Source organism: Frigoribacterium sp. VKM Ac-1396 (genome assembly GCF_015350895.1).
In the GTDB taxonomy this organism is placed as follows: domain Bacteria; phylum Actinomycetota; class Actinomycetes; order Actinomycetales; family Microbacteriaceae; genus Frigoribacterium.
Genome location: NZ_JADKSD010000001.1, coordinates 214,273 through 238,297, shown reverse-complemented (window position 1 = coordinate 238,297; position 24,025 = coordinate 214,273). Strand labels below are relative to the sequence as shown.

Below are 24,025 nucleotides of genomic sequence, written 5' to 3'. Positions count from 1 at the left end.
GAACAGCCTAGCTCCGACGGAGGACATCGAGGGCGTGCTGCAGGTCGGCCGGGTAGGTCGACCGGTACACGACCGGTTGGCCCGTGCCGGGGTGCCGGAACCCGAGCTGGACCGCGTGCAGCCACTGGCGCGTGAGGCCGAGCGTCGCCGACAGGGTCGGGTCGGCACCGTACGTCGCGTCGCCGACGCAGGGATGCCGCTGGGCCGCCATGTGGACGCGGATCTGGTGCGTGCGACCGGTCTCGAGGTGGACCTCGAGCAGGGACGCCGCCGGGAACGCCTCGACGGTCTCGTAGTGGGTGACCGAGGGCTTGCCGTCGACGACGACGGCGAACTTCCAGTCGGACGAGGGATGACGCCCGATGGGCGCGTCGACGGTGCCCGTGAGGGGGTCGGGGTGCCCCTGGACGACGGCGTTGTAGATCTTCTCGACGGTCCGCTCGCGGAAGGCCTGCTTGAGGAGCGTGTAGGCCCGCTCGGTCTTCGCGACGACCATCAGCCCGCTGGTGCCCACGTCGAGCCGGTGCACGATGCCCGCGCGTTCGGAGGCACCGGACGTCGACACGGTGAACCCGGCCGCGGCGAGGCCACCGAGCACGGTCGGGCCCGTCCAGCCCACCGAGGGGTGGGCCGCCACACCGACGGGCTTGTCGACGACCACGATCTCGTCGTCGTCGTGGACGACGGCCATGCCGGGGACCTCGACGGCGACCACGGAGGGCGCCTCGCGAGGCGACCACGTGACGTCCAGCCAGGCACCGGCCTCGAGCCGGTCCGACTTGCCGACGGTGCGACCGTCGACGGTCACGCCGCCGCTGGCCGCGACCTCGGCGGCGAAGGTGCGGCTGAAGCCGAGCAGCTTCGCGAGGGCGGCGTCGACGCGTTCGCCGGCGAGCCCGTCGGGGACGGGGAGCGCCCGGGTCTCGCTCACGACGCGCTCCGGCGATCGGCAGGAGGCGCGGTGTCGGCAGGAGGTGCGGTGTCGGCGGTCGCGCCAGTCACCGACGCTGCGTCCGCGGCCTCGCGTCGGGACTTCTTCGCGCTCGGGGCGCGCGTGCCGTCGAGTCCGATGCCGAGGAGGGTCAGCAGCAACAGCAAGCCCATGCTCGACACGATGAAGACGTCCGCCACGTTGAAGATGGCGGGCAGCAGCGAGGGGAAGTAGATGAAGTCGACGACGTGCCCCTGGCCGAACGACGGCTCGCGCAGCAGCCGGTCGGTGAGGTTGCCCAGGGTGCCTCCGAGCAGCATGCCGAGCATGACGGCCCAGGCGAGGGACCGGATGCGCCGGGCGACGACGACGATCGCGACGGCGACCGCGGCGGCCGCGAGGGAGAAGATCCAGGTCGAGCCACTCGCGAACGAGAAGGCTGCTCCGGGGTTCTTGACGAAGTGCAGTTGGAAGAACTCGCCGATCACGTCGACGGAGCCACCCTCGACGAGCGTGCGGGTGACCAGCAGTTTGGTGCCCTGGTCGAGGCCGTAGGCCACGACCGCGACGAAGGCCAGCGTCGCGAGAACGCGGACGCTGGCCTTCGAGGTGGGCTTGTCGTTCGACAAGACCCTAGTTCGAGCCGAAGCCCTGGGCGCTGGCCGGGGTGGGCCGGGCGGCCTCGCCCGTGCCGTCGCCGTCGAGCTCGTGCAGCTGGCCCTCGATGTAGCTCTTGAGCTTCGCGCGGTAGTCGCGCTCGAACGACCGCAGGTCGTCGATGCGACGCTCGACGCCCGAGCGCTCGGTGTTGAGGCGGTCGAGGATCTCGCGCTGCTGCGTCTCGGCGGCACCGACGATGTCGCGTGACTTGGTCTCGGCCTCGGCGACGACCTCGCGCTGCTTGGCCTCACCCTCGGACACGAGACGGGCGGCGGTGGCGTGACCCTCGGCGATGAGCGCGTCACGCTTGTCGATGCCTTCGCGGACGTGCTCTTCGTGCAGGCGGCGGGCGAGCTGCAGCAGGCTGTTGGTGCTGGTGGTCTCGTCGTCCGTGTCGGACACCGCCGGAGCGGCGTACGCAGGGGCCGAGGCCACGGCGGCGGGAGCCGCCACGGGCTCGGGCTCGACGACGGGCTCGGGCTCGACCGCCTCGGGTGCGGACGCCGGCACGGGCGCCGAGGCCGGAGCCGGGGCGCTGGCCACCGGAGCCGACGCGGGGGCGGCCTGCACGGCAGTAGCCCCGTCGCCCGACGAGAGGCGCTGGCGCAGCTCGTCGTTCTCCTGGTTGAGACGTCGCAGCTCGGCGACGACCTCGTCGAGGAAGTCGTCGACCTCGTCTTGGTCGTACCCCTCACGGAACTTCGTCGGCTGGAACCGCTTGTTGACTACGTCTTCCGGCGTCAAAGCCATTGCCGTCACCTCGTGAATCTGTTGGATCGTGTGATCGTGGTCTGGGTCGTTCTTCTACACCGTAGAGGAGCGAGGCCCGGTCGGGCCGGGGTCGTGCCGTTCGGGCGCTGCAGTGAGCCTACCCTGTCGGTCGGCGGCAGCGGCGTCAGCCGAAGGCGCGCAGGTTTCCCGCGACGCTCATCAGGATGATGACGGCCAGCATGATGATGCTCCAGCCGAAGTCGAGGGCCACCGATCCGAGTCGGACCGGTGGGAGGATCTTGCGCACCCGTCGGATGGGCGGGTCGGTGACGGTGTACGCCACTTCGGCGAGCACCAGCACCGGGCCCTTGGGCCGCCATCCGCGGCTGAACGACTGGGCGAGGTCGAGCACGAACCGTGCCCACATCAGCAGGAAGAAGATCAGCAGCAGGTAGTACGCGATCGTGGCGATCAGGGAGACGATCATCGGGGGGTCATCAGCTCACACGAGTCGGCGCGAGTGGGCTCGCGATCGGGCAGGTCCTCGCGAAGGAGCCACGACGACGGACGTGTCACGACTGGGCGAAGAACGACGCTTCGATGTCGGACTCCACCTCAGCCTGCTCACCGCTCACCGCGATGTGCGCCGGTGACAGCAGGAACACCTTGTTGGTGACGCGCTCGATCTTGCCGTAGAGACCCTGGGAGAGTCCGCTGGCGAAGTCGACGAGGCGACGGGCGTCGGCCTCGGTCATCTGCGACAGGTTGATGATGACCGGGATGCCGTCGCGGAAGCTCTCGGCGATGGCCTGGGCGTCCTTGTACTCGCGGGGGTGGACGGTCAGGATCTCGTTCATGTCGTGGGGCACCGTGTTCTTCGGGGGCGAGGAGCGACGCAGGGGCGTCACGGGGGCGCGCGTGGGCGCGGGAGCGGCCGCGGGGGCCGCGTGGACCGGCGCGACGGGGGCAGGAGCGTGCGTGGCCGCCTGCGGTCGCGGCGACGAGGGCTGGGCCCGCTCGTGCGGCTGCTCGTCGTACTCGAGCTCTTCGTCGGCGAGGCCCAGGTAGACCATCGTCTTGCGCAGCGGGTTGGCCATGGTGTTCCTCCGAGTCAGTGGATCGTCAGGTCGACATTAACGAGCTTCGGGGCGAGAACCCGTGATTGCCGTCCCGATCCGTAGGTGTGTCGCGCCCTCCGCGATCGCCGCGGCGAAGTCGTGCGACATGCCGGCCGAGACGGCGTCGGCACCGGGGGCAATCGCCCGCAGGCGTTCGGAGACCGCACGGAGGCGCGCGAAGGCGGGTCGCGCCTCCTCGCCGAGCGGCGCCACGGCCATGACGCCACGCAGCCGCAGGCCGGGAGTCGCGAGCACCCGTTCGGCGAGACGCTCGACGTCGCCCACGGCGACTCCCCCGCGTCCCGGATCGTCGGTCAGGGCGACCTGGACGAACCCGTCGAGGATCGCGCCGGAGTCGTCGGCCAGGGCGTCGACGACGGAGTCGCGGTCGAGCGAGTGCACGGCAGACGCGTAGCGCCGTGCCTGTCGGGCCTTCTTGGACTGGAGCTGGCCCACGAAGTGCCACTGCAGCCCGTCGAGGTCGTCCAACTCGGCTGCCTTGCCCTGGGCCTCTTGGTGTCGGTTCTCGCCGACGTCGCGGACGCCCAGGTCGTACAACTCTCGGACCAGCGACGCCGGGTGGAACTTGGTCACGACGATCGTCGTGAGATCGCTGGGCGAACGGCCCGCCGAGCGGCAGGCCTCGTCGACGGCCGCGGCGACCCGGGCGAATCGTTCGCCCAGGTCGCCGTCGCCGATCGTCGTCTCGGTCACCCGTGGTTACTTGAGGAAGTCCGGGACGTCGAGGTCGTCGTCACCGTCGTCGAAGGCGGGGTCGACTGCCTGCGTCGCGGGTTCGTCGGGGCGCTTCCAGGCGGCGGGCTCGTGGGTGGCACCGCTGTCGGCGATCGCCGACACACCCGCCACCGACGTCGCCGTGGGCCCCTCGGAGTCGACGAAGCTCGACCGGCGGTCCTTCACCTTGGTCGAGGGCTCGCCGCCGTCGAAGCCGGCCGCGATGACCGTGACCCGGACCTCGTCACCCAGGGTGTCGTCGATGACGGCACCGAAGATGATGTTGGCCTCGGCGTGGACCGCCTCTTGCACCAGGCGCGCCGCGTCGTTGATCTCGAAGATGCCGAGGTTCGACCCGCCCTGGATCGACAGCAGCACGCCGTGTGCCCCGTCGATGCTCGCCTCGAGCAGCGGGGAGGCGACGGCCAGCTCGGCCGCCTTGATCGCCCGGTCGGCACCGCGTGACGAACCGATGCCCATGAGGGCGGAGCCGGCCCCCTGCATGACCGACTTGACGTCGGCGAAGTCGAGGTTGATGAGACCAGGGGTGGTGATGAGGTCGGTGATGCCCTGGACGCCGGCGAGCAGCACCTGGTCGGCCGTGCCGAAGGCCTCGACCATGCTGATGCCACGCTCGCTGATCTCGAGCAGGCGGTCGTTGGGGACGACGATGAGGGTGTCGACCTCGTCCTTCAGCGCGGCGACGCCGGCCTCGGCCTGCGCCTGACGGCGCTTGCCCTCGAAGCCGAACGGCTTCGTGACGACACCGATGGTCAGGGCCCCGATCGACTTGGCGATGCGAGCGACGACCGGTGCGCCACCGGTGCCCGTGCCACCGCCCTCGCCGGCCGTGACGAAGACCATGTCGGCACCCGCGAGGGCCTCTTCGATCTCTTCGGCGTGGTCCTCGGCCGCACGACGGCCGACCTCGGGGTCGGCCCCGGCACCGAGGCCGCGGGTGAGCTCGCGACCGACGTCGAGCTTGACGTCGGCGTCGCTCAACAGGAGCGCCTGGGCGTCGGTGTTGATGGCGATGAACTCCACCCCGCGGAGCCCGAGTTCGATCATGCGGTTGACGGCGTTGACGCCACCGCCGCCGACACCGACGACCTTGATCACGGCTAGGTAGTTATGGTTCGTTGTCACGTCCGGGCCTCCGCTTGAACCTTAACTCTGCAGTTGAAGGTTAAAGTTGTACATGGTATGCAAGTTCTGCAGTCACAAGGTATGGGTGCGCCGCGGGCCCTGTCGCCAGGGCGACCGCGTGTCGCGAACACACCTTCTCATCTCGTCCTGATGATCCCGTTGTCGGGTGCGGAGACGTCGTACTCGACGCTCGCCCCCGGGTCGCGCCGGGCCTGGTCCGCGATCAGTCCCGCGAGCACCTGGGCCTTCTTGACCGAGTGCTCGGCGCTGCCCCAGACGACGCGCTCGCCCGAGGTGAGCTGCAGCGTCACGTCGTCGGTCGTCGAGGCCGTCACCGTGTCGACGGTGGACCGCAGGGTGACCGGCAGCGCCAGCAGCACCTCGGCCACGGAGCGGTACGCGGGCCCGTCGAGGGACGCTCCCCCGACGTCGACCAGCGGGACGCCCTCTTGACGGGCGTCGAGCGACTGCACGACGACGCCCGCCGGGTCGACGAGCTCGAAGCCGTCGCCCGCCGCGACCGTGGCCACGGGCTGGCGCTCCTGGATGCGGACGACGAGCGTGTGCGGCGGGGCGGTCTCGGTCACGTAGCTGGCGATCAGCGGGAACGCGGCCAGCTCGTCGGTCACCTCGTCGAAGTCGATGAGGGCCAGGGGCGTACCGAGCTGGCCGTCCAGCGCCGCCTGCACCGCCGACGCGTCGACGCGTTCCGTCCCTTCGACGCGGATGGTCCGCAACGACAGCAACGGCGAGAAGACGGCGACCGCGACGGACGCGACGAGCAGGAGCACGACGGCCGCGAGCGAGACCAGGGTCGCCCGACGGTGCCTGCTGCGACGCGTGAAGCGACGGACCTCGACGCGTTCGACGCGCCTCCGTTCGCTGGAGGCCCGACGGGCCTGCTTGCGGGCTGCGACGACCCGGGCCTTCGCCTCGGCAGCCGTGCCGTCGGGGGCGACGATGCGTGGCGGCTCGGACCCCCCGGTGGCACCCGACGAGGTGCTGACGGGCGCGTCCGGGCCGGACGCGCCCCCGCGGGTGCCGCCCGGCAGACGATCGCGCAGGGTCGACGAGGCACCGACGACGCCCGCCAACCGATCGCGCACCGACGGCGACCGCGGCTCGGACGGCTCGGACGGCTCTCGGCCGGACGGACGCTGGGGTCGCGCTCCCCCGACGATCGGCAGGGGACCCGTCGCGTCCGAGTCGTCGCGTCGACGGCTGCCGCGCCGAGGTGGGCGACCGGAAGCGGTCTCGGCGGACTCGGGGGCGTCGGGCTCGTCGAACCCCTCCGGACGCTTCACCGGAACTCCCCCGACGCCACGGACCTGGTGTCGCGGGTCACTGCGCGGAGTCCTCCGCCACGGCGTCGACCGGCTCGTGTGCCGCGTCGAGCGAGCCGAGCAGCTGGGGCACGATGCGGTACACGTCGCCACACCCGAGGGTGATGACGAAGTCGCCGTCGCGGGCGACCTCTGCGGTGCGGTCGGCGGCGGCCTGCCAGTCGGCGACGTAGTCCACCCGGCCCTGGTCGGCGAAGCGCTCGGACACGAGGGCACCCGTCACGCCGGGCTCGGGGTCCTCGCGCGCTCCGTAGACGTCGAGCACGATCGTGTGGTCGGCGAGGCGCTCGTAGGTCTCGGCGAACTCGCCGGCCATCATGCGCGTGCGGCTGTAGAGGTGGGGCTGGTGGACGGCGATCAGGCGGCCGTCGCCCACGACCGACCGTGCGGCCTGCAGTGCGGCGGCGACCTCGGTCGGGTGGTGCGCGTAGTCGTCGTACACGCTGACCCCGCGGACCACGCCGTGCAGCTCGAACCGGCGCTCGGTGCCACCGAAGGTCTCGAGCCCCGCGATGGCGGCCTCGGAGTCGACGCCGAGGCCCACGAGCACGGCGAAGGCCCCCGCGGCGTTGACCGCGTTGTGCCGCCCCGGCACGCGCAGCTGGACGGGCCACGAACGACCCTCGGCGTGCAGCGTGAACGAGACCGGCCCGGCCTGAGCGACGTCGGTGAGGCGCACGTCGGCGTCGGCGGCCTCACCGAAGGTGACGACGCGAGGGTGGTCGAGGCGTTCGGTGACCCGGACGGCGCCGGCGTCGTCGCTCGACACCACGACGAACTCGCGCGCCGCGGAGGCGAACCGGACGAACGCGTCGTCGAACGCCTCGTGCGAGCCGTAGTGGTCGAGGTGGTCGGCGTCGACGTTCGTGATGAGCGCGACCGAGGTGTCGTAGAGCAGGAACGAACCGTCGGACTCGTCGGCCTCGACCACGAAGAGGTCGTCGTCGCCGCCACGTGCGCTCACGCCGAGCGTCTGGATGACCCCGCCGTTGACGAAGCTCGGGTCGTGCCCGGCCGCCAGCAGTGCGGTGACGATCATGCCGGTCGACGTCGTCTTGCCGTGCGCGCCGGCGACCGACACGAGCCGCTGCTGACCGATGAGCCAGGCGAGTGCCTGCGAGCGGTGCAGGACGGGCAGCCCCGTCGCCAGGGCGAGCTGGTACTCGGGGTTGTCCTGCCAGAGGGCGCCGGTGACGACGAGCGTGTCGGCGTCGCCGACGTTCGCCGCGTCGTGCCCGATGGCGATCTGGGCGCCCAGCGCCCGCAGCGACTGGACGGCCGCGCTGTCACGGGAGTCCGATCCGGTGACGCGGTGGCCCGCTGCCAGGAAGACGCGTGCGATGCCGCTCATGCCGGAGCCGCCGATGCCGACGAAGTGGACGGCGCCCAACTCGGCGGGGATCGGCTGGTCGAGGTCGGGCTTGATCATGATGTCTCGCTGAGGTCGGTGTTCGAGCGGGTGGTGGCCTCGGGGGCCGCGTCGGCGGAACGGGCGGCAGGGCCGGACGAGGAGGCGCGGCCGACGGCGTCGAGGACGAGGTCGACCGTGCGGTCGGTCCCGTCGCGCACCCCGACCGAGGCCGCACGCACGGCCATGTCGGCCACGACGGCGCGGTCGAGCAACAACGGCACGAGCGTCCGTTCGACCCACGAGGGCGTGAAGTCGGCGTCGGTGACGAGCAGGGCACCCCCGGCACCGACGACGTCGGTGGCGTTGTGTCGCTGCTCTCCGTTGCCGACCGGGTACGGCACGAGCACCGACGGCAGGCCGAGGGCGGTGAGCTCGCTGACCGTCGCCGAGCCGGCCCGCGACACGACGAAGTCGGCCGCGGACAGGGCGAGGTCCATGCGGTCGCAGTAGCGCAGCAGGTGGTGGCCGTCGAGGTCGGTCGAGGTGAGGTCGGACTTCTCGCCCGTGATGTGCAGGATCTGCCAGCCCGCGCCGAGCACGGCGACGGCCGCGCGCGACATCGTCTCGTTCAGGCGCCGGGCGCCGGTCGAGCCGCCCGTCACGAGCAAGGTCGGTCGCGAGGGGTCGAGGTCGAAGGCGGCGACCGCCTCGTCGCGGTGGGCTCGGCGGTCGAGCGTCTCGATCTCGTCGCGCAGGGGCATGCCGACCTGACGACCGCCGCGCAGGCGGGTCGATCGGAAGACGACCCCGACGTGCGAGGACAGGAACGAGCCGAGGACGTTCGCCATGCCGGGTTTCGCGTTGGCCTCGTGGACGACCACCGGCACCTTCGAGCGCCAGGCCGCCACGTAGGCGGGGGCGGCGGCGTACCCGCCGAAACCGACGACGACGTCGACCTCGTGCTCGGCGAGGAGCGACCGGATGCCGGCGATCGCTCCGGCGAGGCGGCCGGGGAACCGCAGGGCGTCCGCCGAGGGCCGACGTGGGAAGGGCAGGCGGGGCACCGTGAGCAGTTCGTAACCGCGCTGCGGCACCAGGCGCGCCTCGAGCCCCTCGGCCGTGCCGAGCACGAGGACGGTGGCGTCGGGCTCGCGTCGCCGGAGTCGGTCGGCCACGGCGAGCAGGGGGTTCACGTGCCCGGCGGTGCCACCGCCGGCGAGGAGATACGTCGTCACCGCAGAGACCCTACCCGCTGTCGCGGCAGCCTCTCGGGCGCGCCGGACTCTTCGGGCACCCGCGCGAACGACAGGACGACGCCGATGGCGACGAGCGTCACGATCAGGGCCGACCCACCGGCCGAGATGAGCGGCAGGGGCACGCCGAGCACGGGCAGCAGCCCCAGCACCACGGCGATGTTCACGAGCGCCTGGCCGATGATCCAGGCCGTGATCGCACCGGTCGTCACGCGGACGAACGGGTCGTTCGTGCGGCGGATGATCTTGACGAAGCCGACGGCGAGCACGATGAAGAGGGCCAAGACGACGATCGCGCCGATCAGCCCGAGCTCTTCTCCGACGATCGCGAAGATGAAGTCGTTGTCGGCCTCGGGCAGCCAGGACCACTTCGACTTCGAGTTGCCGAGACCGACCCCGAAGAGCCCTCCGGACGCCAGGGCCCACGTGCCGTGCAGGGTCTGCCAGCACTCGGCCTGGTAGGCACTCGAGTCCGTGCACCCCGACAGCCAGGCGGCGATGCGCGAGTTGCGCGAGCTCGAGCCCTGCGCGATGAGCGGCACGACCACGGCGAGGAACGCGAGCGGCGCGAGCAGGTACCGCAGGCGGACCCCGGCGAACCAGACGGCCGCGAAGACCAGCAGCAGCATGATCATGGTCGTGCCGAGGTCGCCCCCGAGCACGACGAGGCCCACGGCGACGCCGGCCACGGGCACGAGCGGGATCGCCAGGTGCTTCCAGTCGTCGAGCAGATCGCGCTTGACCGAGAGGATCATGCCGAGCCAGACGGCGAGGGCCAGCTTGACGGCCTCGGAGGGCTGTGCGGTGAACGACCCGAGGTCGATCCAGTTGCGGTTGCCTCCGATCTCGTAGCCGAGCGGCGTGAAGACCAGCAGCTGGAGCACGATCGTCGCGCCCAGGATGTGCCAGGCCCACCGCTTGAAGAACGACACCGGCAGGCGCGACACGATGAGCATCAGCGGGATGCCCACCGCGGCGTAGGTGCCCTGCCGGATGAACGCCCCGAAGAACGAGGTGTGCCGTGAGGCGATGTACTGCTCGACGGACGACGACGAGAGCACCATGACCAGGCCGAGCACGACCATGAACAACGTCGTGCCGAGGATGACGAAGTACGACCCCGTCTCGGCGGCGAACAGCTTCTTGACCCGCACGACGGCACCCGAGGTGCGCTTGGCGGCCCCGAGGCGCGACGACGCGTCGTCGGTCGGCTCGGCGTACCCGCGGCTCGGACGGCCCGACTCAGTCGGTCGGCGACGCGGGAGGCTGGACGGCGGGTTGGCCATCGACGTCACCCCTCAACTGCTCGTGTACGGCCTGGGCGAACGATCGCCCGCGGGCCGTGTAGTCGGTGAACTGGTCCATGGACGCCGCCGCCGGGGCGAGGAGAACGGTGTCTCCCGGCCGGGCCACGCTCGCAGCGAGACGGACGGCCGTCGGCATCACCTGCCCAGTGTCGGTGGCGTCCACCTCGAAGACGGGGATGCCGGGCGCGTGTCGGGAGAAGGCCCGCCGCAGGGGCTCGCGGTCGACGCCGACGAAGACGGCTGCCCGGACCCCGGCCGTCGACTCGCGCACGAGCGGCTCGACGTCGACACCCTTGAACAGCCCGCCCACGATCCACACCACCGACGGGAAGGCCGTCAAAGAGGCGCGCGCGGCATGGGGGTTCGTCGCCTTGGAGTCGTCCACCCAGGTCACGCCGCCAGACTCGGCCACGACCTCGGTGCGGTGGTGGTCGACCGCGAAGCCGGCGAGGGCGTCACAGATCGAGACGGGGGCGACGCCCACCGCACGGACGAGCGCGGCGGCGGCGAGCACGTCCTCGACGAGGTGGTCGGCCCCGAGGCCGACGCCCTGGAGCGCCTCCTGGGTGGTCAGTTCGAGTGCCTGCGTCCGACGCTCGGCCAGGAAGGCGCGATCTGCGAGCACGGCGACGCCGTCGCCCGTGACGACGCCCACCTCGCTCGGACCCGGCGCGTCGAGCCCGAAGCCCACCGCGCGGCAGCCCTCGGCGACGTCGGCCTTTTCGACCATGCGCCGGGTGGCCTCGTCGGCCTTGTTGTACACGCAGGCGACGACGGTGTTCTCGTACACCTTGGCCTTGGCCTCCCGGTAGCGGTCGGCGCCGCCGTGCCACTCGAGGTGGTCGGCCTCGAGGTTCAGGCAGACGGAGGCGCGGGGGCGGAGGGCACCGGGCCCCTCGGTGGGCAGGTAGTGCAGCTGGTGGCTCGAGAGTTCGACCACGAACAGGTCGAAGCCGTCGGGGTCGCGCACCGCGTCGAGGACGGGGACTCCGATGTTGCCGCAGGGGGCGACGCGACGACCGTCGGCCGCCGCCATCGCCGCCGCGAGCTGCGTCGTCGTGGTCTTGCCGTTCGTGCCCGTGACGAGCACCCACTCGGCGACCCGGTCGACCTTGTCCCGGACCCGCCAGGCCAGTTCGACGTCGCCCCACACGGCGAGGCCCCCCTCGACGGCCCAGCGGATGAGGGGATGGTGCGGAGCGAAGCCGGGGCTGGCGACGACGAGCTCGGCGTCGAACGCCGTGAGCACCGCCGACGGAGCGTCCGTGGACTCGACCTCGTCGAGCCTCGCCCCGATGAGCTGCAGGAGTTCGGCCTTGTCGGGGTCGACCGCGGGAGCGACGACGAGGACGTCGGCCCCGAGCTCGGCCAGGGTGTCCGCCACGGCGAACCCGGTCGAGCCGAGACCGAGGACCGCCACGCGCAGGCCCGCCCAGTCGGCGCGCCAGCTGTCGAGCCCCGCCAGTCGGTCGACGAGGAGGGGGTCGGTGCTGCCGTCGCTCATGAGGTGCGGAGGATCCATTCGAGGTAGAAGGTGCCGACGCCGGCGGCGACGAAGAGCCCGGCGATGATCCAGAAGCGGACCACGACGGTCACCTCGGCCCAGCCCTTGAGCTCGAAGTGGTGGTGCAGCGGGCTCATCAGGAAGATCCGCTTGCCCTTGGTGATCTTGAAGTACGCCCGTTGCAGGATCACCGACCCGGTGACGACGATGAAGAGGCCACCGATGAGCACGAGCAACAGCTCGGTGCGGCTGAGGATCGCCAGGGCGGCCAGGGCGCCGCCCAGGCCGAGCGACCCCGTGTCGCCCAAGAAGATCTGAGCGGGTGAGGTGTTCCACCAGAGGAACCCGATGAGGCCACCGCAGATGCAGGCGGCGACGACGGCCAGATCGAGCGGATCGGCCACCTGGTAGCAGGCGGCGCGCGTGGCCTCGTCGAGGCGGACGCTCGTGCAGAGCTGGTTGTTCTGCCAGAACCCGATGAAGATGTACGACGCGATCGCCAGGATCGACGCGCCCGTCGCGAGACCGTCGAGCCCGTCGGCGACGTTGACGCCGTTCGACGTGCTCACGGTGATGAGGACGACCCAGATCAGGAAGAGCCCGCCGCCGACGATCGTGCCGAAGAACATGAAGTCGAGCCACGGGATGTCGCGCAGTCCCGAGATCATGGTCGAGGCGGGCGCCAGGCCGCGGTCGTTCGTGAACGACAGCGCCAGCACGGCGAACACCGCGCCGACGACGACCTGGCCGGCGATCTTCGCCCAGCCGCCGAGCCCGAGGCTGCGTTGGTTGCGCACCTTGAGGAAGTCGTCGAGGAACCCGACCACGCCGAGGCCGACCATCATGAACAGCACGAGCATGCCGCTGAGGGTGAGCTCGTCCCCACCGACCAGGTGACCGATGAAGTAACCGAGCACGGTGCCGATGATCAGGACGATGCCACCCATCGTGGCCGTGCCGCGCTTGGTGTGGTGTGACTGCGGGCCGTCGTCGCGGATGAACTGGCCCCAGCCGAGGCGGTGGAAGAGCTTGATGAACGCGGGCGTCATCAGGAGCGTGAAGGCGAGGGAGAACCCACCGCCGATCAGCAGCGCGATCACGCGGTCACCCCGGCCAACCGGTCGCCGAGGAGGCGCAGGCCGGCCGACTTGGACGACTTCACCAGGACGACGTCCCCCGCTCGCAGGCTGCCCTGCAACAGGTCGTACGCCTCGTCGATCGTGTCGACCAGCACGCTTTCTCCGTCCCACGAGCCCTCGAGGCCCGCCGCCATGTGGATGTGCCGCGCCTCGTGGCCGACGACCACGAGCTGGCGGACGTTGAGCCGGACGACGAGGCGCCCGACACGGTCGTGCTCGTCGCGGGCGAACTCGCCGAGTTCGGCCATCTCGCCGAGGACCGCCACCGAGCGACGGTCGGGACCGGTGATCTGCGCCAACGTCTTGAGCGCGGCGGCCACGGAATCGGGGCTCGCGTTGTAGGCGTCGTTCACGACGGTCACGCCGCCGGGCGCGTCGAGGACCTCCATGCGCCAGCGTTCGGCACGGGTGACGCCCTCGAGCACCGAGACGGCGCGGTCGAGGTCGACGCCCCACTCGCCCACGACCGTGAGGGCCGCCAGCGCGTTCATCACGTGGTGCTCGCCGAGGATGCGCAGCGAGACGTGCCGGCTCGTGCCGGCGTGCTCGAAGGTGAACGAGGTGCCGGAGGCCGAGACGTCGACGTCGGACGCGCGGTAGTCGGCCGTCGGCCCCTGCCCGAAGGTCACGACCCGCGCGGCGGTCACCGACGCCATGCCCGCGACGCGGTCGTCGTCGGCGTTGAGGACGGCCGTGCCCGTGGCGGGCAGGTCGGTCACCATCTCGGACTTCGCGGCGCGCGTGCCCTCGATGCCGCCGAACCCGCCGGCGTGGGCGAGGCCGACCTTGAGCACCACACCCGTGTCGGGACGGGCGATCTCGACGAGGCGGGCGATCTCGCCCGGCCCGCTCGCACCCATCTCGACCACGAGGTACTCGGTCGCCTCGTCGATGCGCAACATCGAGATCGGAGCGCCGACGTGGTTGTTGAACGAGCCCTCGGGTGCGACGGTGGGCGCGACGTCGCTCAGGACGGCGCGGAGCATGTTCTTCGTGCTCGTCTTGCCGTTCGACCCGGTGACGCCGACCACCTTGAGCCGTCCGAGACGACGGACGTGCTCGACGACGGCGGCGGCCAGGCGGGAGAGCGCGACGACGCCGTCGTCGACGACCACCAGGGGCACGTCGATCTCGACCTCGCGCTCGGCGACCACGAGAGCCGCGCCGGCCGCGGTGGCGGCCTCGACGAAGAGGTGGCCGTCGGTGACCTCGCCGCGCAGGGCGAAGAAGATCGACCCCGGGGTGACGAGACGCGAGTCGGTCTCGACCGAGCCGTCGACGGGGATCTCGGCCCGCGCCTCCTCGGGGTGGACCAGACGACCGCCCGTGATCTCGGCGATGCGGGAGGGGGTGAGCGCGATCACTCGGACCACCCGGCCTCGCGGAGGGCCGCACGGGCCTCGTCACGCGCCGAGTAGGGGGTGCGTTCACCACGGATGTCGCGGTAGTCCTGGTGACCCGGACCGGCCCAGAGGATCGAGTCGCCCTCGCCTGCCAGGGCCACGGCCGCACGGATGGCGGCCTCGGGCGGACTGACCTCGTGGATCTCGTGATCGGGGTAGGCCTCGCGGGCCGCAGAGACGAGGGTCGTGCGGATCGACGCGGGGTCTTCGAAGCGGGGGTGGTGGTCGGTGACGACGAGGATGTCGGACCCGGCGGCGGCCACCCGGGCCATCTCGGCCCGCTTGGTGGTGTCGCGGTCGCCGTCGGCACCGAAGAGCATGATGACCTTGCCCGGCGTGAAGGTGCGGACCGCGGCCAGGGTGGTGAGGAACGCGTCGGGGCTGTGGCCGAAGTCCACGTACACGCTCGGGCCGGTGTCACCCGAGACGCGCTCGGTGCGCCCCGGCAGGTAGGCCACGATGCCGCCGTCGGCGTCGAGCGCCTGGCCGATGGCCTCGAGCTCGAAGCCCGCCTCGACCAGCATGACGATCGCCAACGCGGCGTTGGCGACCATGTGCCAGCCGATCAACGGCACGCGCGTCACGAGCGACCGCTGTTCGGGGCCGGAGAGGCGGAACTCGGTGTAGGCGGCCCGCTCGTCGAGGATCTCGATCGTCCAGTCGGCCTCGACGTCGGGGAGGATCGTGATCGTCGTCAGGGGGATGCGGGCGTTGTCGACCACGCGCTGGCCGTAGGGCGAGTCGAGCGAGACGACGGCTCGGCGGGCCCGGTCCGGCTGGAACAGCGGGAGCTTCGCGTGGAAGTACTCCTCCATGTCGGCGTAGTCGTCGAGGTGGTCGTGGCTGAGGTTCGTGAAGGCCGCGACGTCGAAGACGAGACCGTCGACGCGGTTGCGGCTGAGGGCCTGCGCACTGACCTCGACGGCGACCGCGCGGACCTCGCTCTCGCGCATCCGGGCCAGGAGGGCGTGCATCTCGCTGGCCTCGGGGGTCGTCAGACGACTGACGACGGTGAGGTCGCCGATGTGCCGCTCGGCCGTGCTGCTCAGACCGGTCACGAGGCCCAGCTGACGGAGGACGCCCTCGAGCAGGTACGACGTGCTGGTCTTGCCGTTCGTTCCCGTGACCGCGAGGAGCAGGGGTGCGTCGTCGCTGTCGGTGCGGTAGATCCAGGCCGAGAGCTCGCCGAGGGCGGCCCGGGGCGAGTCGACCAGGACGACCGGCAGACCGCTGGAGCGGGCGAGGTCGGCGCCGGCGGCATCGGTCAGCAGGGCGACGGCACCGCCGTCGCGGGCCTGCTCGGCGAACTCGGCACCGTGGCGGTGCGCGCCGGGCACGCCGACGTACAGGTCGCCGGGGTGGAGGTCCGCCGTGCTCAGCGTGATGCCGGTGATCTCGATGCCGTCGAGGGAGCCCTCGTGCTCGAGTCCGAACTCGCTGACCAGTTGGGCGAGTGACCTCGCCGACGGATGTTCCGGTCGAAGGACCGGGGGGATCCGGGCGCTCAAAGAATCCTCTTCTCTCACCAGGTCTCGGGCAGGCTGGGTGCCGGCTCCGTCGACGGAGGGACCCGATACATCTCGAGGACCTGGGACATGATCTTGTTGAACGTCGGCGCCGCGGCGGCCGACGTCTTGATGGTACTGGGCTTCGTGAAGGTCACGACGACGACGTACTGGGGGTTCTCGGCCGGGGCGATGCCCGCCACCGAGACGATGCGGTCAGAACCGTAGCCGGTTCCGTCGGACCGCGCGACCTCGGCGGTGCCGGTCTTGGCCGCGACGCGGTAGCCCGGGATGCTCAGGACGTCCTTCAGCTCGCCGTCGCTGACGACCTTCTCGAGCATGTTGACGGTGGTGTCGGCCGCCCACGGCGACACGACGGTGCTGCCCTCGGTCGACGGCGTCTCGGTCACGGTGCCGTCGGGGGCGGTGCAGCCCGCGACGAGGTTGACGGGCACGCGCACCCCGTGGTTGGCGAGGGTCTGGTAGATGCTCGCGATGTGGATGGCGGTCGTCGAGACGCCCTGGCCGAACATGGTGTTGATGCTCGTCTGCTGGTCCCACTGCGAGGCGGGCCGGATGCCGGTCGTCGGCTCGCCGAGGAAGTTCACGCCCGTCGGGTCGTTGAGGCCGAACTTCACCATGTAGTCGTGACGCTGCTGGGCAGTCAACGACTGACCGAGGAGCGAGATGCCGACGTTGGACGAGTCGCGGAGGATTCCGGTCAACGTGAGGTTCTCGGTCGGGTGGAACGTGGCGTCGTGGATCTCGCCGCCCCACGGGAAGCTGCGCGAGTACGGCACGGTCGCCCGCGTCGCGGGGTCGGCCTTGCCGGAGTCGAGGAGCATGGCGGCCGTCATGGCCTTGAACGTCGAGCCCGGCTCGTACGAGTAGGTGAAGGCCTTGCTGCCGAGGTCGTCGACGGCCGTGCCGTTGACGTCGTTGGGGTCGACCGCCGGGTAGTCCGCGACCGCGAGCAGCGACGCGTCGCTCGCCTTCATCACGACTGCCGTGGCGGACTCCGCCCCGATCGCCTCGGCCTGTTCACCGAGGGCCTGCTGGGTCATGTACTGCAGGTCGCTGTCGATCGTCAGGCGGAGGGTGCCCCCTGCGACGGCCTCCCTCGTCGTGACGGTGCTGCCCGGCAACTGCACCCCGTCGGCGCCGCGCTCGTACGTCTCGGAACCGTCGGTGCCGGCGAGGCAGGAGTCCTGGCTGAGCTCGAGGCCCGCCTGAGGGCCGTCGGTGCCGATGAAGCCGGTCAGGTTGCCCGCGACGGCGCCGTTGGGATACGTCCGGGCGGCCTGCCGCTGGAAGTACACCCACGACACCTTCATCTCGCGGACCGCCCGGAAGGCGTCGACGTCGACGCCCTTGACCAGGTAGGCGAAGTTGGCCTCGGGATCGGCGGTGAGGGCCTTGGTCATGGCTCCGGCGTCGCCCCCCGTGACCTTCGCGATGCGCTCGACGACCTGGTCGACGGTCAGCTCGACGGTCGTGCCGTCGTCGTCCTTCACCTTGGCGGTCGTCGCGAACGCCGGTGCCGCCGTGATGTTGTACCGGGTGACGCTGCCCGCGAGCACCGTGCCGTCGACGTCGGTGATGTCGCCCCGGTCGCCGTAGGTCGTCTGCACGATCTCGCGCTTGTTCTGGGACTGCGCGTTCAGCTCGGCCGCCTGCACGAGTTGGATGTCGGCCAGGCGCACGACGAAGACGCCGACGAGGGCGATGATGAGCGCCATCGCGAGCGTCACGCGGAGCCGTCGGCTACGGGGGGCTGCTTGCACGAGAGGTTCCTCACCGCGGTCGGGCTCGTGCCCGACCCGCTGTCGTCGATCGATGTACCGGTGACGGCGCGCCGCTAACGGGTCTGCGGAGCCGCCAGCTCGTTCGGGGCCGACGCTACCGACTCGTCGGCCGATCCTGCGTCCGCCGCGCCTGTGCCGGACGGAACGGCCGTGGCCCCGGCCGTGGTCGGCGCACCGATCGAGGTCGCGTCGTCTCCCGTCGTGGTGTTCGCGGCCGAGCCGTCCGTCGCCGGGGCGTCCGCGGCGCTCGCGGGGGCCTTGGTCGTCAGCGGGACTCCCTCGAGCAGCGTGTTGGGGATCAGGTTGCCGGACGTCGCCTCGTCGGCACCCGCCGCCGGGGCCGGGGACCCGTGCACGGCGCCCGTGGCGAGGTCGAGGTACACGGGGTTCGAGTTGCGCACCATGCCGAGCTCGTCGGCGTTCGCGGCGAGGTTCTGCGGCGACGACAGGACGTCGCGCTGCTCGCCGAACTTCTGCTGGTCACGGACGAGCTCGGTCTTGGCGGCCTGCAGGTCGGAGATCTTGTACGCGCCGTCGCTCAGGGCGATGCTGATGGCGAGTTGCGCGAGCAACAGGACGAAGAGCGCCGCGGTGGCGATGAGGGCGTACGCGATCTTCGGCCGGGCGCGTCGCTGCTCGCGGCTCGTGACGATCTCGACCGGCCGCGCGGCGGGCGAGGACGAGGGCTGCGGACGGGTCGACGGGGTCGCGATGGCCAGGTTGCTGCTCATGCTGTTCTCCGGATTCGTTCGGCGGCTCGCAGTCGCACGGGCTTGGCTCGGGGGTTGAGGTCGCGCTCGGCGTCGGAGGCCAGTTCGGCACCCCGCACGAGGAGGCGGAAGTCGGGACGGTGCTCCGGCAGCTCGACCGGGAGCCCCTGGGGGGCGGTGGACGTCGTCCGCGCCGCCAGCTCACGCTTGACGAAGCGGTCTTCCAGTGACTGGTAGGCGAGGACGACGATCCGGCCCTCGACCGCGAGCCGGTCGAGCGCCACGGGGACGGCTGCTTCGAGCGAGGCGAGTTCACCGTTGACCTCGATGCGCAACGCCTGGAACACGCGCTTGGCGGGATGCCCGGCCCGTTGCAGGGCCATCGGCGTCGCGGCGATCAGCAGGTCGACGAGCTCGCCGCTGCGGGTGAGGGGAGAGTCGACCCGGTGCTCGACGATGCGCCGGGCGTAGCGGGGTGCCAGCTTCTCTTCGCCGTACTGGTAGAAGATGCGTCGGAGTTCGGACTCGGGGTACTCGGCGAGGACGCGTTCGGCCGTGACGGGCGACGTGGGGTCCATGCGCATGTCGAGCGGCGCGTCCTTCGAGTACGAGAAGCCTCGTTCGACGCGGTCGAGCTGGAGCGACGAGACCCCGAGGTCGAACAACACCCCGTCGACGGTGTCGAGGCCGAGGCCGTCCAGGGCCTCGGCGATGCCGTCGTAGGTGGTGTGCACGAGACGGGCGCGGTCGCCGAACGGCGCCAGACGGTCACCGGCCAGAGCCAGGGCTTCGGTGTCGCGGTCGAGCCCGACGACGGTGAGTTCGGGGAACGCCCGGAGCATCGCCTCGCTGTGACCACCCATGCCGAGGGTGCAGTCGACGACCACGGCACCGGGGCGGGAGATCGCCGGGGCGAGGAGCTCGAGGGTGCGCTCGAGGAGGACGGGGGTGTGGATCTGATCGGCCATGGCGACACGGGCTGTGCTCGTCGGCCCTGATCCCCATCCGTCGGGACCTGGCACCGGGGAAGGTGCGCCAGGGCTGACGGCTGAGGGTCGGGACCCACGGATCACAAGAGCCCGGGGATCACCTCCTCGGTGGTGTTGGCGAAGTCGGCCTCCTGGGCCTCGTAGTAGGTGTTCCACGCGTCGGTGGCCCAGATCTCGGCACGGTTGCCCGCGCCGATCACGGTGAGCTCGCGACCGAGGCCGGCGTACTCGCGCAGCGTGGCCGGGATCGTCACCCGGTGCTGCTTGTCGGGCACCTCGTCGCTGGCACCCGACAGGAACAGGCGCATGTAGTCCCGGGTCTGCTTGCTGGTGACCGGAGCCTGGCGGATGCGCGAGTGCATGTCTTCGAACTCGTGCCGGCTGAAGACGTAGACGCAGCGCTCTTGCCCACGCGTCATGACGAGACCGGAGGCCAGTTCGTCACGGAATTTCGCGGGGAGGATGATGCGCCCTTTCTCGTCGAGCTTGGGCGAATAGGTGCCGAGGAACATGCGCCCGTCTCCCCTCGCCCCCGCGCCCCTCTGTGGCCCGTACCTCCACTTTACTCCACAACCCACCACCGATCAACGAAAGACCGTGGCCCGAGAGCCGTGTCGACCCCGAGATCGGCTCCAGTTCGGGGGCCACGGGGGTGGAGGATCGTGGAGGTCGCCTGCGCCCCGGGAGGCGCCACTCGCGTGTCGAGTTCGCCACCGACCGTTGCGGCGCACGAAAAAAGGGGCCGGCCCGAAGGCCGACCCCTGAGGTCGTGGTGGTACCGGCTGACTACGAGTCGCGGCCGTCGCCGTCTTGACGGCGGTCCCACCGGTCGTTGAGGCGGTCCATGAGGCCACCCTTGGCGGGGTTGGCGGGACGCGAGGTGGAGGAACGGGGAGCGGACGGCATCGACGACGACGCCGAACCCTTGCGCTTGGGTGGTGCGATCGCGAAGAGTGCCCCGGCGAGCATCACGATGAACCCGGCCACCCCGACGAGCGGCTGACGGAAGATGACGCCGGCGACGATGACGGCGATGCCGACGAGCGCCCCGAGGACGCCGACGACCACGAGCGTGTAGTTGGGTCGGCCACCGTGGTTGCCGACCGTCGCCACGAAGTCGGAGTCGTTGTTGTAGAGACTCCGCTCCATCTCTTCGAGGAGCCGCTGCTCCTGTTCGGAAAGTGGCATCTTGGTGTTCCCTTCGAGCACGGGCTCTCAAGCGCGAGGCGAGAGCCTCGGGATCGACGCGATGAGTAGCTGCGAGTGTATGCCCGACAGCTATCGCTAGGCTAGGCAGCGTGGCTGAGAGTACGCGGTTAGTGGACGTCGTTCAAGAGCGCATCGATCGCTTCCTGGACCGGCAGCGACCGGCCCTCGCGGGCATCGCTCCCGACCTCGATCCGTTCGCGTCGTACTCCAGCGACCTGCTGCGTGGCGGCAAGCGGTTCCGGGCGCTCTTCTGTTACTGGGGGTGGCAGTCGGTCGCCGGGCTCGACACCGGGTTCGACCCACTCGGCGAGGCCCGCGACGAGCGCGAGATCGACGCCGTCATGACGGCCTCCGCCGGGCTCGAGTTCTTCCATGCCGCCGCGCTCGTGCACGACGACATCATGGACAACTCCGACACGCGCCGAGGCCTGCCGGCAGCCCACCGGCGGTTCGAAGAACTGCACCGAGAGGGCGGCTGGCTCGGATCCCCCGAGTCCTTCGGCCGGTCGGGCGCACTCCTGATGGGAGACCTGCTGCTGGCCTGGAGCGACGAGCTGCTCAGCGACGCGCTCGACTCGCTCCCGTCGCGTGACGCCGCCCGGGCCGCCCGGGCCGAGTTGAACCGGATGCGCACCGAGGTGACGGTCGGCCAGTACCTCGACATCCTCGAGGAGAACGCCTGGCGCACCGTCGACGAGCTGCAGCTGCTGCCGCGGGCGCAACGGGTCATCGTCTACAAGTCGGCCAAGTACAGCGTCGAGGCCCCCCTCACCGTCGGTGCCGCCATGGCCGGTGGCGACCCGTCGGCCCTCGAGTCGCTCCGCCACTTCGGACTCCCCCTCGGCATCGCCTACCAGTTGCGCGACGACCTCCTGGGCGTCTTCGGCGATCCGTCCGTCACGGGCAAACCCGCCGGGGACGACCTCCGTGAGGGCAAGCGCACTGTCCTCGTGGCGACGGCCCGGCGCGCGCTTCCCCCCGGGGCCGTCCGACTGCTCGACGAACTGCTCGGCGACCCCGAGCTCGACGACGACCAGATCAGCATGCTGCAGGCGACGCTCCGCGACAGCGGGGCCGTCGACGCGGTCGAACAGACGATCACCGACCAGGTCGAACGCGCCGTCCACGCCCTCGAACGGTCGGGGCTGGCTCCGTCGGCGAGGACGCAGTTGACGCGACTGGCCGAGACCGTCACGCGCCGCACCTCCTAGAAGAGGTTCCGACCTGCTGGAGGAGCTCCTTGGCCTTCTAAGGCAGGCTCCGTCCAGCTAGAGGAGGCTCTGGGCGATCCGGCGGACCTCGGCCTTCCGGCCCGCCTGGAGGGCGGCGACTGGACTCGTGCCCAGCGCTTCGTCGTGCGACAGCAGCCAGTCGAGTGCCTCGTCGTCGTCGAAGCCGTTGTCGGCGAGGACGGTCAGGGTGCCCCGCAGGTCGTGTCGCGGCTCGGAGCCGTCGAGGAAGACGGCCGGCACCTTCGTGACGCCGTCGACCCGGGTGCCGACGAGGACGTGCTCCTCGAGCAGTCGACGGACTCGACTCACCCCGAGGCCGAGACGCTCGACGAGGTCGGGCACGGTCAGCCATTCGGTGTCGGCGAACCAGGGACGTTGAGAGAGATCGGTCACCCGACAACCTTGCCACGGGTTCACGACCCTCGCCGCGCCTCCCCGGGTGACTCCCCCAGTCCACGTCACATCCGCAACATGAGCCTCGTTGATTGACTTGAATATGGTCCTGTGCCAACTTGGGACGACGTGGCACCGCGGCTCACCGATCACCCAGCGACCGTGTCCCCGCCCCCGAACCGAGGATCAGCCCATGAACGACGTCAGTTCCGTCCGCCCCGACCCCGAGACCGCGACGGCCGAGGGCGTGGGGTCGACCAGTGCCTTCGGCACCCTGCGCAGCCCTGACGAGCGCACGCCGCTCTCCCGCATGGCCCGGTCGATGCTGAACACGGTCCCCATCGTCGTCGCGGGCTCCATGGCCTTGAGCATGGGGGTCACGGGGCCCGTCTTCGCCCTCGACCACGCCCCGGCGAAGAAGCCGGACGCGTCACCCCGGCCCGTGCTGCCACCCCGACTGTCGGCCCCCGAGCAGAGGACGGCGGCCACGGTCCAGACCGCGAGCAGCTCGGCCACCGTGTTCGCCGCCGCACCCGCGACCTACACGGTGCGGTCGGGCGACACGGTCGCGAGCATCGCCGGCTCGTTCGGCCTGAGCACCGCCTCGGTGCTCGCGCTCAACGGACTCAGCTGGAAGTCCACGATCTTCCCCGGTCAGACCCTCAGCCTCAGCGCCGCCACCAGCAGCGCGAGCAGGGCGTCGTCCGCCCCGACCCCAGCCAAGGCCACGGGTGGCCGCTACGAGATCGTCCGAGGCGACACGCTGAGCTCGATCGCCCGTGCCCACGGCGTGACGACGAGCGCGCTCCTCCAGGCGAACGGGCTGGGTCTGTCGAGCATCATCTACCCCGGCCAGACGTTGTCCGTGCCCTCGGGGTCGTCGGCGGCCGCCTCCTCGACGCCTGCTCCCTCGTCCGGCCCGGCGGTCGGCAGCTACGTGATCCAGCGCGGCGACACCATCGCGTCCATCGCCTCGAAGTCGGGCACGAGCGTCAAGGCGCTCCTCGCCGCGAACGGGCTCTCGTTCACCAGCACCATCTACGCCGGCAAGACCCTCACCCTGCCGGGCGCCTCGGCCCCGACCGCCACCACCGTGGTCGCGTCGACGTCGGCCGCGCCCCTCGTGGTGAGCGCGACGCTGACGTCCGAGCAGGCCGCGAACGCCCGCACCGTCATCGCCGTGGGGCGCCAGCTCGGCGTCGGCGACCGCGCCATCATCATCGCTCTGGCGGCGGCCGCGCAAGAGAGCAGCCTCCGCAACCTGGACCACGGCGACCGGGACTCGCTCGGCCTGTTCCAGCAGCGGCCGAGCACCGGCTGGGGCTCTCCCGACCAGCTGCGCGACCCGGTCCACGCGACCAAGCTCTTCTTCGGCGGGGCGAGCAACCCCAACCCGGGCAAGACCCGGGGCCTGCTCGACGTGAGGGGCTGGCAGTCGATGTCGCTGACCACGGCTGCGCAGGCCGTCCAGTACTCCGCCTTCCCCGACGCGTACGCCAAGTGGGAGGCCCCGGCCACCACGTGGCTCGCGACCCTCGGCTGACCCGGCGACGAGACGCGGGGGTGCGGTTTGCCGCCGTG

General features: G+C 71.0%; 23 protein-coding genes. 2 read left to right on the top strand and 21 right to left on the bottom strand.

The window, feature by feature from the left end:
- Positions 1-7: 7 nt before the first annotated feature.
- From ITJ55_RS01165 to ITJ55_RS01070, 20 genes are all read right to left on the bottom strand, one after another.
- Positions 8-931: an RluA family pseudouridine synthase gene (locus ITJ55_RS01165; protein ID WP_194593759.1), complete on the bottom strand. Its 924-nt coding sequence runs from the start codon at positions 929-931 to the stop codon at positions 8-10.
- Entirely contained in the window at positions 928-1,560 is a 633-nt protein-coding gene (gene lspA / locus ITJ55_RS01160) for a signal peptidase II (protein ID WP_194593758.1), read from the bottom strand. The genes ITJ55_RS01165 and lspA overlap by 4 nt, the downstream gene beginning before the upstream one ends.
- Positions 1,561-1,564: 4 nt before the next feature.
- Positions 1,565-2,341: a DivIVA domain-containing protein gene (locus ITJ55_RS01155; protein WP_194593757.1), complete on the bottom strand. Its 777-nt coding sequence runs from the start codon at positions 2,339-2,341 to the stop codon at positions 1,565-1,567.
- 145 nt (positions 2,342-2,486) lie between these two features.
- Positions 2,487-2,789 (bottom strand): YggT family protein, encoded by a 303-nt coding sequence (locus ITJ55_RS01150; protein ID WP_056256080.1) that lies wholly within the window; start codon positions 2,787-2,789, stop codon positions 2,487-2,489.
- 85 nt (positions 2,790-2,874) lie between these two features.
- Positions 2,875-3,399, bottom strand: coding sequence for a cell division protein SepF (locus tag ITJ55_RS01145; RefSeq protein ID WP_194593756.1), 525 nt, complete (start codon positions 3,397-3,399; stop codon positions 2,875-2,877).
- Positions 3,400-3,435: 36 nt separating this feature from the next.
- Positions 3,436-4,134 carry a YggS family pyridoxal phosphate-dependent enzyme gene (locus ITJ55_RS01140; protein ID WP_194593755.1) on the bottom strand — a complete coding sequence of 233 codons (699 nt, stop codon included), beginning with the start codon at positions 4,132-4,134 and terminating at the stop codon, positions 3,436-3,438.
- 6 nt (positions 4,135-4,140) lie between these two features.
- Positions 4,141-5,301 (bottom strand): cell division protein FtsZ, encoded by a 1,161-nt coding sequence (gene ftsZ / locus ITJ55_RS01135; RefSeq protein ID WP_194593754.1) that lies wholly within the window; start codon positions 5,299-5,301, stop codon positions 4,141-4,143.
- A 137-nt stretch (positions 5,302-5,438) separates the two neighbouring features.
- Positions 5,439-6,605 carry an FtsQ-type POTRA domain-containing protein gene (locus tag ITJ55_RS16400; RefSeq protein WP_370543945.1) on the bottom strand — a complete coding sequence of 389 codons (1,167 nt, stop codon included), beginning with the start codon at positions 6,603-6,605 and terminating at the stop codon, positions 5,439-5,441.
- Between the two features lie 37 nt (positions 6,606-6,642).
- The gene (gene murC / locus ITJ55_RS01125; RefSeq protein ID WP_194593753.1) at positions 6,643-8,073 is read right to left on the bottom strand and encodes a UDP-N-acetylmuramate--L-alanine ligase; all 1,431 of its coding nucleotides are present in this window, start codon (positions 8,071-8,073) and stop codon (positions 6,643-6,645) included.
- Positions 8,070-9,230 (bottom strand): UDP-N-acetylglucosamine--N-acetylmuramyl-(pentapeptide) pyrophosphoryl-undecaprenol N-acetylglucosamine transferase, encoded by a 1,161-nt coding sequence (locus ITJ55_RS01120; protein WP_194593752.1) that lies wholly within the window; start codon positions 9,228-9,230, stop codon positions 8,070-8,072. The genes murC and ITJ55_RS01120 overlap by 4 nt, the downstream gene beginning before the upstream one ends.
- On the bottom strand, positions 9,227-10,534 hold the full coding sequence (gene ftsW, locus ITJ55_RS01115) for a putative lipid II flippase FtsW (RefSeq protein ID WP_194593751.1): 1,308 nt from the start codon (positions 10,532-10,534) through the stop codon (positions 9,227-9,229). Before ftsW ends, ITJ55_RS01120 begins: the two co-directional genes overlap by 4 nt.
- Positions 10,491-12,059: a UDP-N-acetylmuramoyl-L-alanine--D-glutamate ligase gene (gene murD / locus ITJ55_RS01110; RefSeq protein WP_194593750.1), complete on the bottom strand. Its 1,569-nt coding sequence runs from the start codon at positions 12,057-12,059 to the stop codon at positions 10,491-10,493. The genes ftsW and murD overlap by 44 nt, the downstream gene beginning before the upstream one ends.
- Positions 12,056-13,159: a phospho-N-acetylmuramoyl-pentapeptide-transferase gene (gene mraY, locus ITJ55_RS01105; RefSeq protein WP_043594922.1), complete on the bottom strand. Its 1,104-nt coding sequence runs from the start codon at positions 13,157-13,159 to the stop codon at positions 12,056-12,058. Before mraY ends, murD begins: the two co-directional genes overlap by 4 nt.
- On the bottom strand, positions 13,156-14,562 hold the full coding sequence (gene murF / locus ITJ55_RS01100) for a UDP-N-acetylmuramoyl-tripeptide--D-alanyl-D-alanine ligase (protein ID WP_194593749.1): 1,407 nt from the start codon (positions 14,560-14,562) through the stop codon (positions 13,156-13,158). The genes mraY and murF overlap by 4 nt, the downstream gene beginning before the upstream one ends.
- Positions 14,559-16,109, bottom strand: a complete 1,551-nt coding sequence (locus ITJ55_RS01095; protein ID WP_194593748.1) for a Mur ligase family protein — start codon at positions 16,107-16,109, stop codon at positions 14,559-14,561. Before ITJ55_RS01095 ends, murF begins: the two co-directional genes overlap by 4 nt.
- Before the next feature lie 14 nt (positions 16,110-16,123).
- On the bottom strand, positions 16,124-17,845 hold the full coding sequence (locus ITJ55_RS01090; protein WP_194594674.1) for a penicillin-binding protein 2: 1,722 nt from the start codon (positions 17,843-17,845) through the stop codon (positions 16,124-16,126).
- 119 nt (positions 17,846-17,964) lie between these two features.
- Positions 17,965-18,642 (bottom strand): hypothetical protein, encoded by a 678-nt coding sequence (locus ITJ55_RS01085; protein ID WP_194593747.1) that lies wholly within the window; start codon positions 18,640-18,642, stop codon positions 17,965-17,967.
- Positions 18,639-19,589, bottom strand: coding sequence for a 16S rRNA (cytosine(1402)-N(4))-methyltransferase RsmH (rsmH, locus tag ITJ55_RS01080; protein ID WP_194593746.1), 951 nt, complete (start codon positions 19,587-19,589; stop codon positions 18,639-18,641). The genes ITJ55_RS01085 and rsmH overlap by 4 nt, the downstream gene beginning before the upstream one ends.
- A 101-nt stretch (positions 19,590-19,690) precedes the next feature.
- A complete protein-coding gene (gene mraZ, locus ITJ55_RS01075; RefSeq protein ID WP_194593745.1) occupies positions 19,691-20,122 on the bottom strand; it encodes a division/cell wall cluster transcriptional repressor MraZ in 432 nt (143 codons plus the stop codon).
- A gap of 274 nt (positions 20,123-20,396) precedes the next feature.
- Positions 20,397-20,798, bottom strand: coding sequence for a DUF3040 domain-containing protein (locus tag ITJ55_RS01070; protein WP_056258117.1), 402 nt, complete (start codon positions 20,796-20,798; stop codon positions 20,397-20,399).
- A gap of 110 nt (positions 20,799-20,908) precedes the next feature.
- On the opposite strand from ITJ55_RS01070, the gene ITJ55_RS01065 reads away from it, so the two are divergent.
- A complete protein-coding gene (locus tag ITJ55_RS01065; protein WP_194593744.1) occupies positions 20,909-22,030 on the top strand; it encodes a polyprenyl synthetase family protein in 1,122 nt (373 codons plus the stop codon).
- Positions 22,031-22,087: 57 nt separating this feature from the next.
- Here the strand turns inward: ITJ55_RS01065 and ITJ55_RS01060 are convergent, their stop codons facing one another.
- Positions 22,088-22,444 carry an Rv2175c family DNA-binding protein gene (locus tag ITJ55_RS01060; protein WP_370543944.1) on the bottom strand — a complete coding sequence of 119 codons (357 nt, stop codon included), beginning with the start codon at positions 22,442-22,444 and terminating at the stop codon, positions 22,088-22,090.
- Positions 22,445-22,637: 193 nt separating this feature from the next.
- On the opposite strand from ITJ55_RS01060, the gene ITJ55_RS01055 reads away from it, so the two are divergent.
- Positions 22,638-23,987, top strand: coding sequence for a LysM peptidoglycan-binding domain-containing protein (locus ITJ55_RS01055; RefSeq protein WP_194593743.1), 1,350 nt, complete (start codon positions 22,638-22,640; stop codon positions 23,985-23,987).
- Positions 23,988-24,025 lie beyond the last annotated feature (38 nt).

Excerpts from the sequence above, each read along its gene's own strand:
- ITJ55_RS01155 (WP_194593757.1), bottom strand. The coding sequence starts at position 2,341 with ATGGCTTTGACGCCGGAAGACGTAGTCAACAAGCGGTTCCAGCCGACG.
- ITJ55_RS01150 (WP_056256080.1), bottom strand. The coding sequence starts at position 2,789 with ATGATCGTCTCCCTGATCGCCACGATCGCGTACTACCTGCTGCTGATC.
- ITJ55_RS01145 (WP_194593756.1), bottom strand. The coding sequence starts at position 3,399 with ATGGCCAACCCGCTGCGCAAGACGATGGTCTACCTGGGCCTCGCCGAC.
- murC (WP_194593753.1), bottom strand. The coding sequence starts at position 8,073 with ATGATCAAGCCCGACCTCGACCAGCCGATCCCCGCCGAGTTGGGCGCC.
- ftsW (WP_194593751.1), bottom strand. The coding sequence starts at position 10,534 with ATGGCCAACCCGCCGTCCAGCCTCCCGCGTCGCCGACCGACTGAGTCG.
- murD (WP_194593750.1), bottom strand. The coding sequence starts at position 12,059 with ATGAGCGACGGCAGCACCGACCCCCTCCTCGTCGACCGACTGGCGGGG.
- ITJ55_RS01090 (WP_194594674.1), bottom strand. The coding sequence starts at position 17,845 with ATGGCGCTCATCATCGCCCTCGTCGGCGTCTTCGTCGTGCGCCTGGCC.
- ITJ55_RS01085 (WP_194593747.1), bottom strand. The coding sequence starts at position 18,642 with ATGAGCAGCAACCTGGCCATCGCGACCCCGTCGACCCGTCCGCAGCCC.
- rsmH (WP_194593746.1), bottom strand. The coding sequence starts at position 19,589 with ATGGCCGATCAGATCCACACCCCCGTCCTCCTCGAGCGCACCCTCGAG.
- mraZ (WP_194593745.1), bottom strand. The coding sequence starts at position 20,122 with ATGTTCCTCGGCACCTATTCGCCCAAGCTCGACGAGAAAGGGCGCATC.
- ITJ55_RS01070 (WP_056258117.1), bottom strand. The coding sequence starts at position 20,798 with ATGCCACTTTCCGAACAGGAGCAGCGGCTCCTCGAAGAGATGGAGCGG.
- ITJ55_RS01055 (WP_194593743.1), top strand. The coding sequence starts at position 22,638 with ATGAACGACGTCAGTTCCGTCCGCCCCGACCCCGAGACCGCGACGGCC.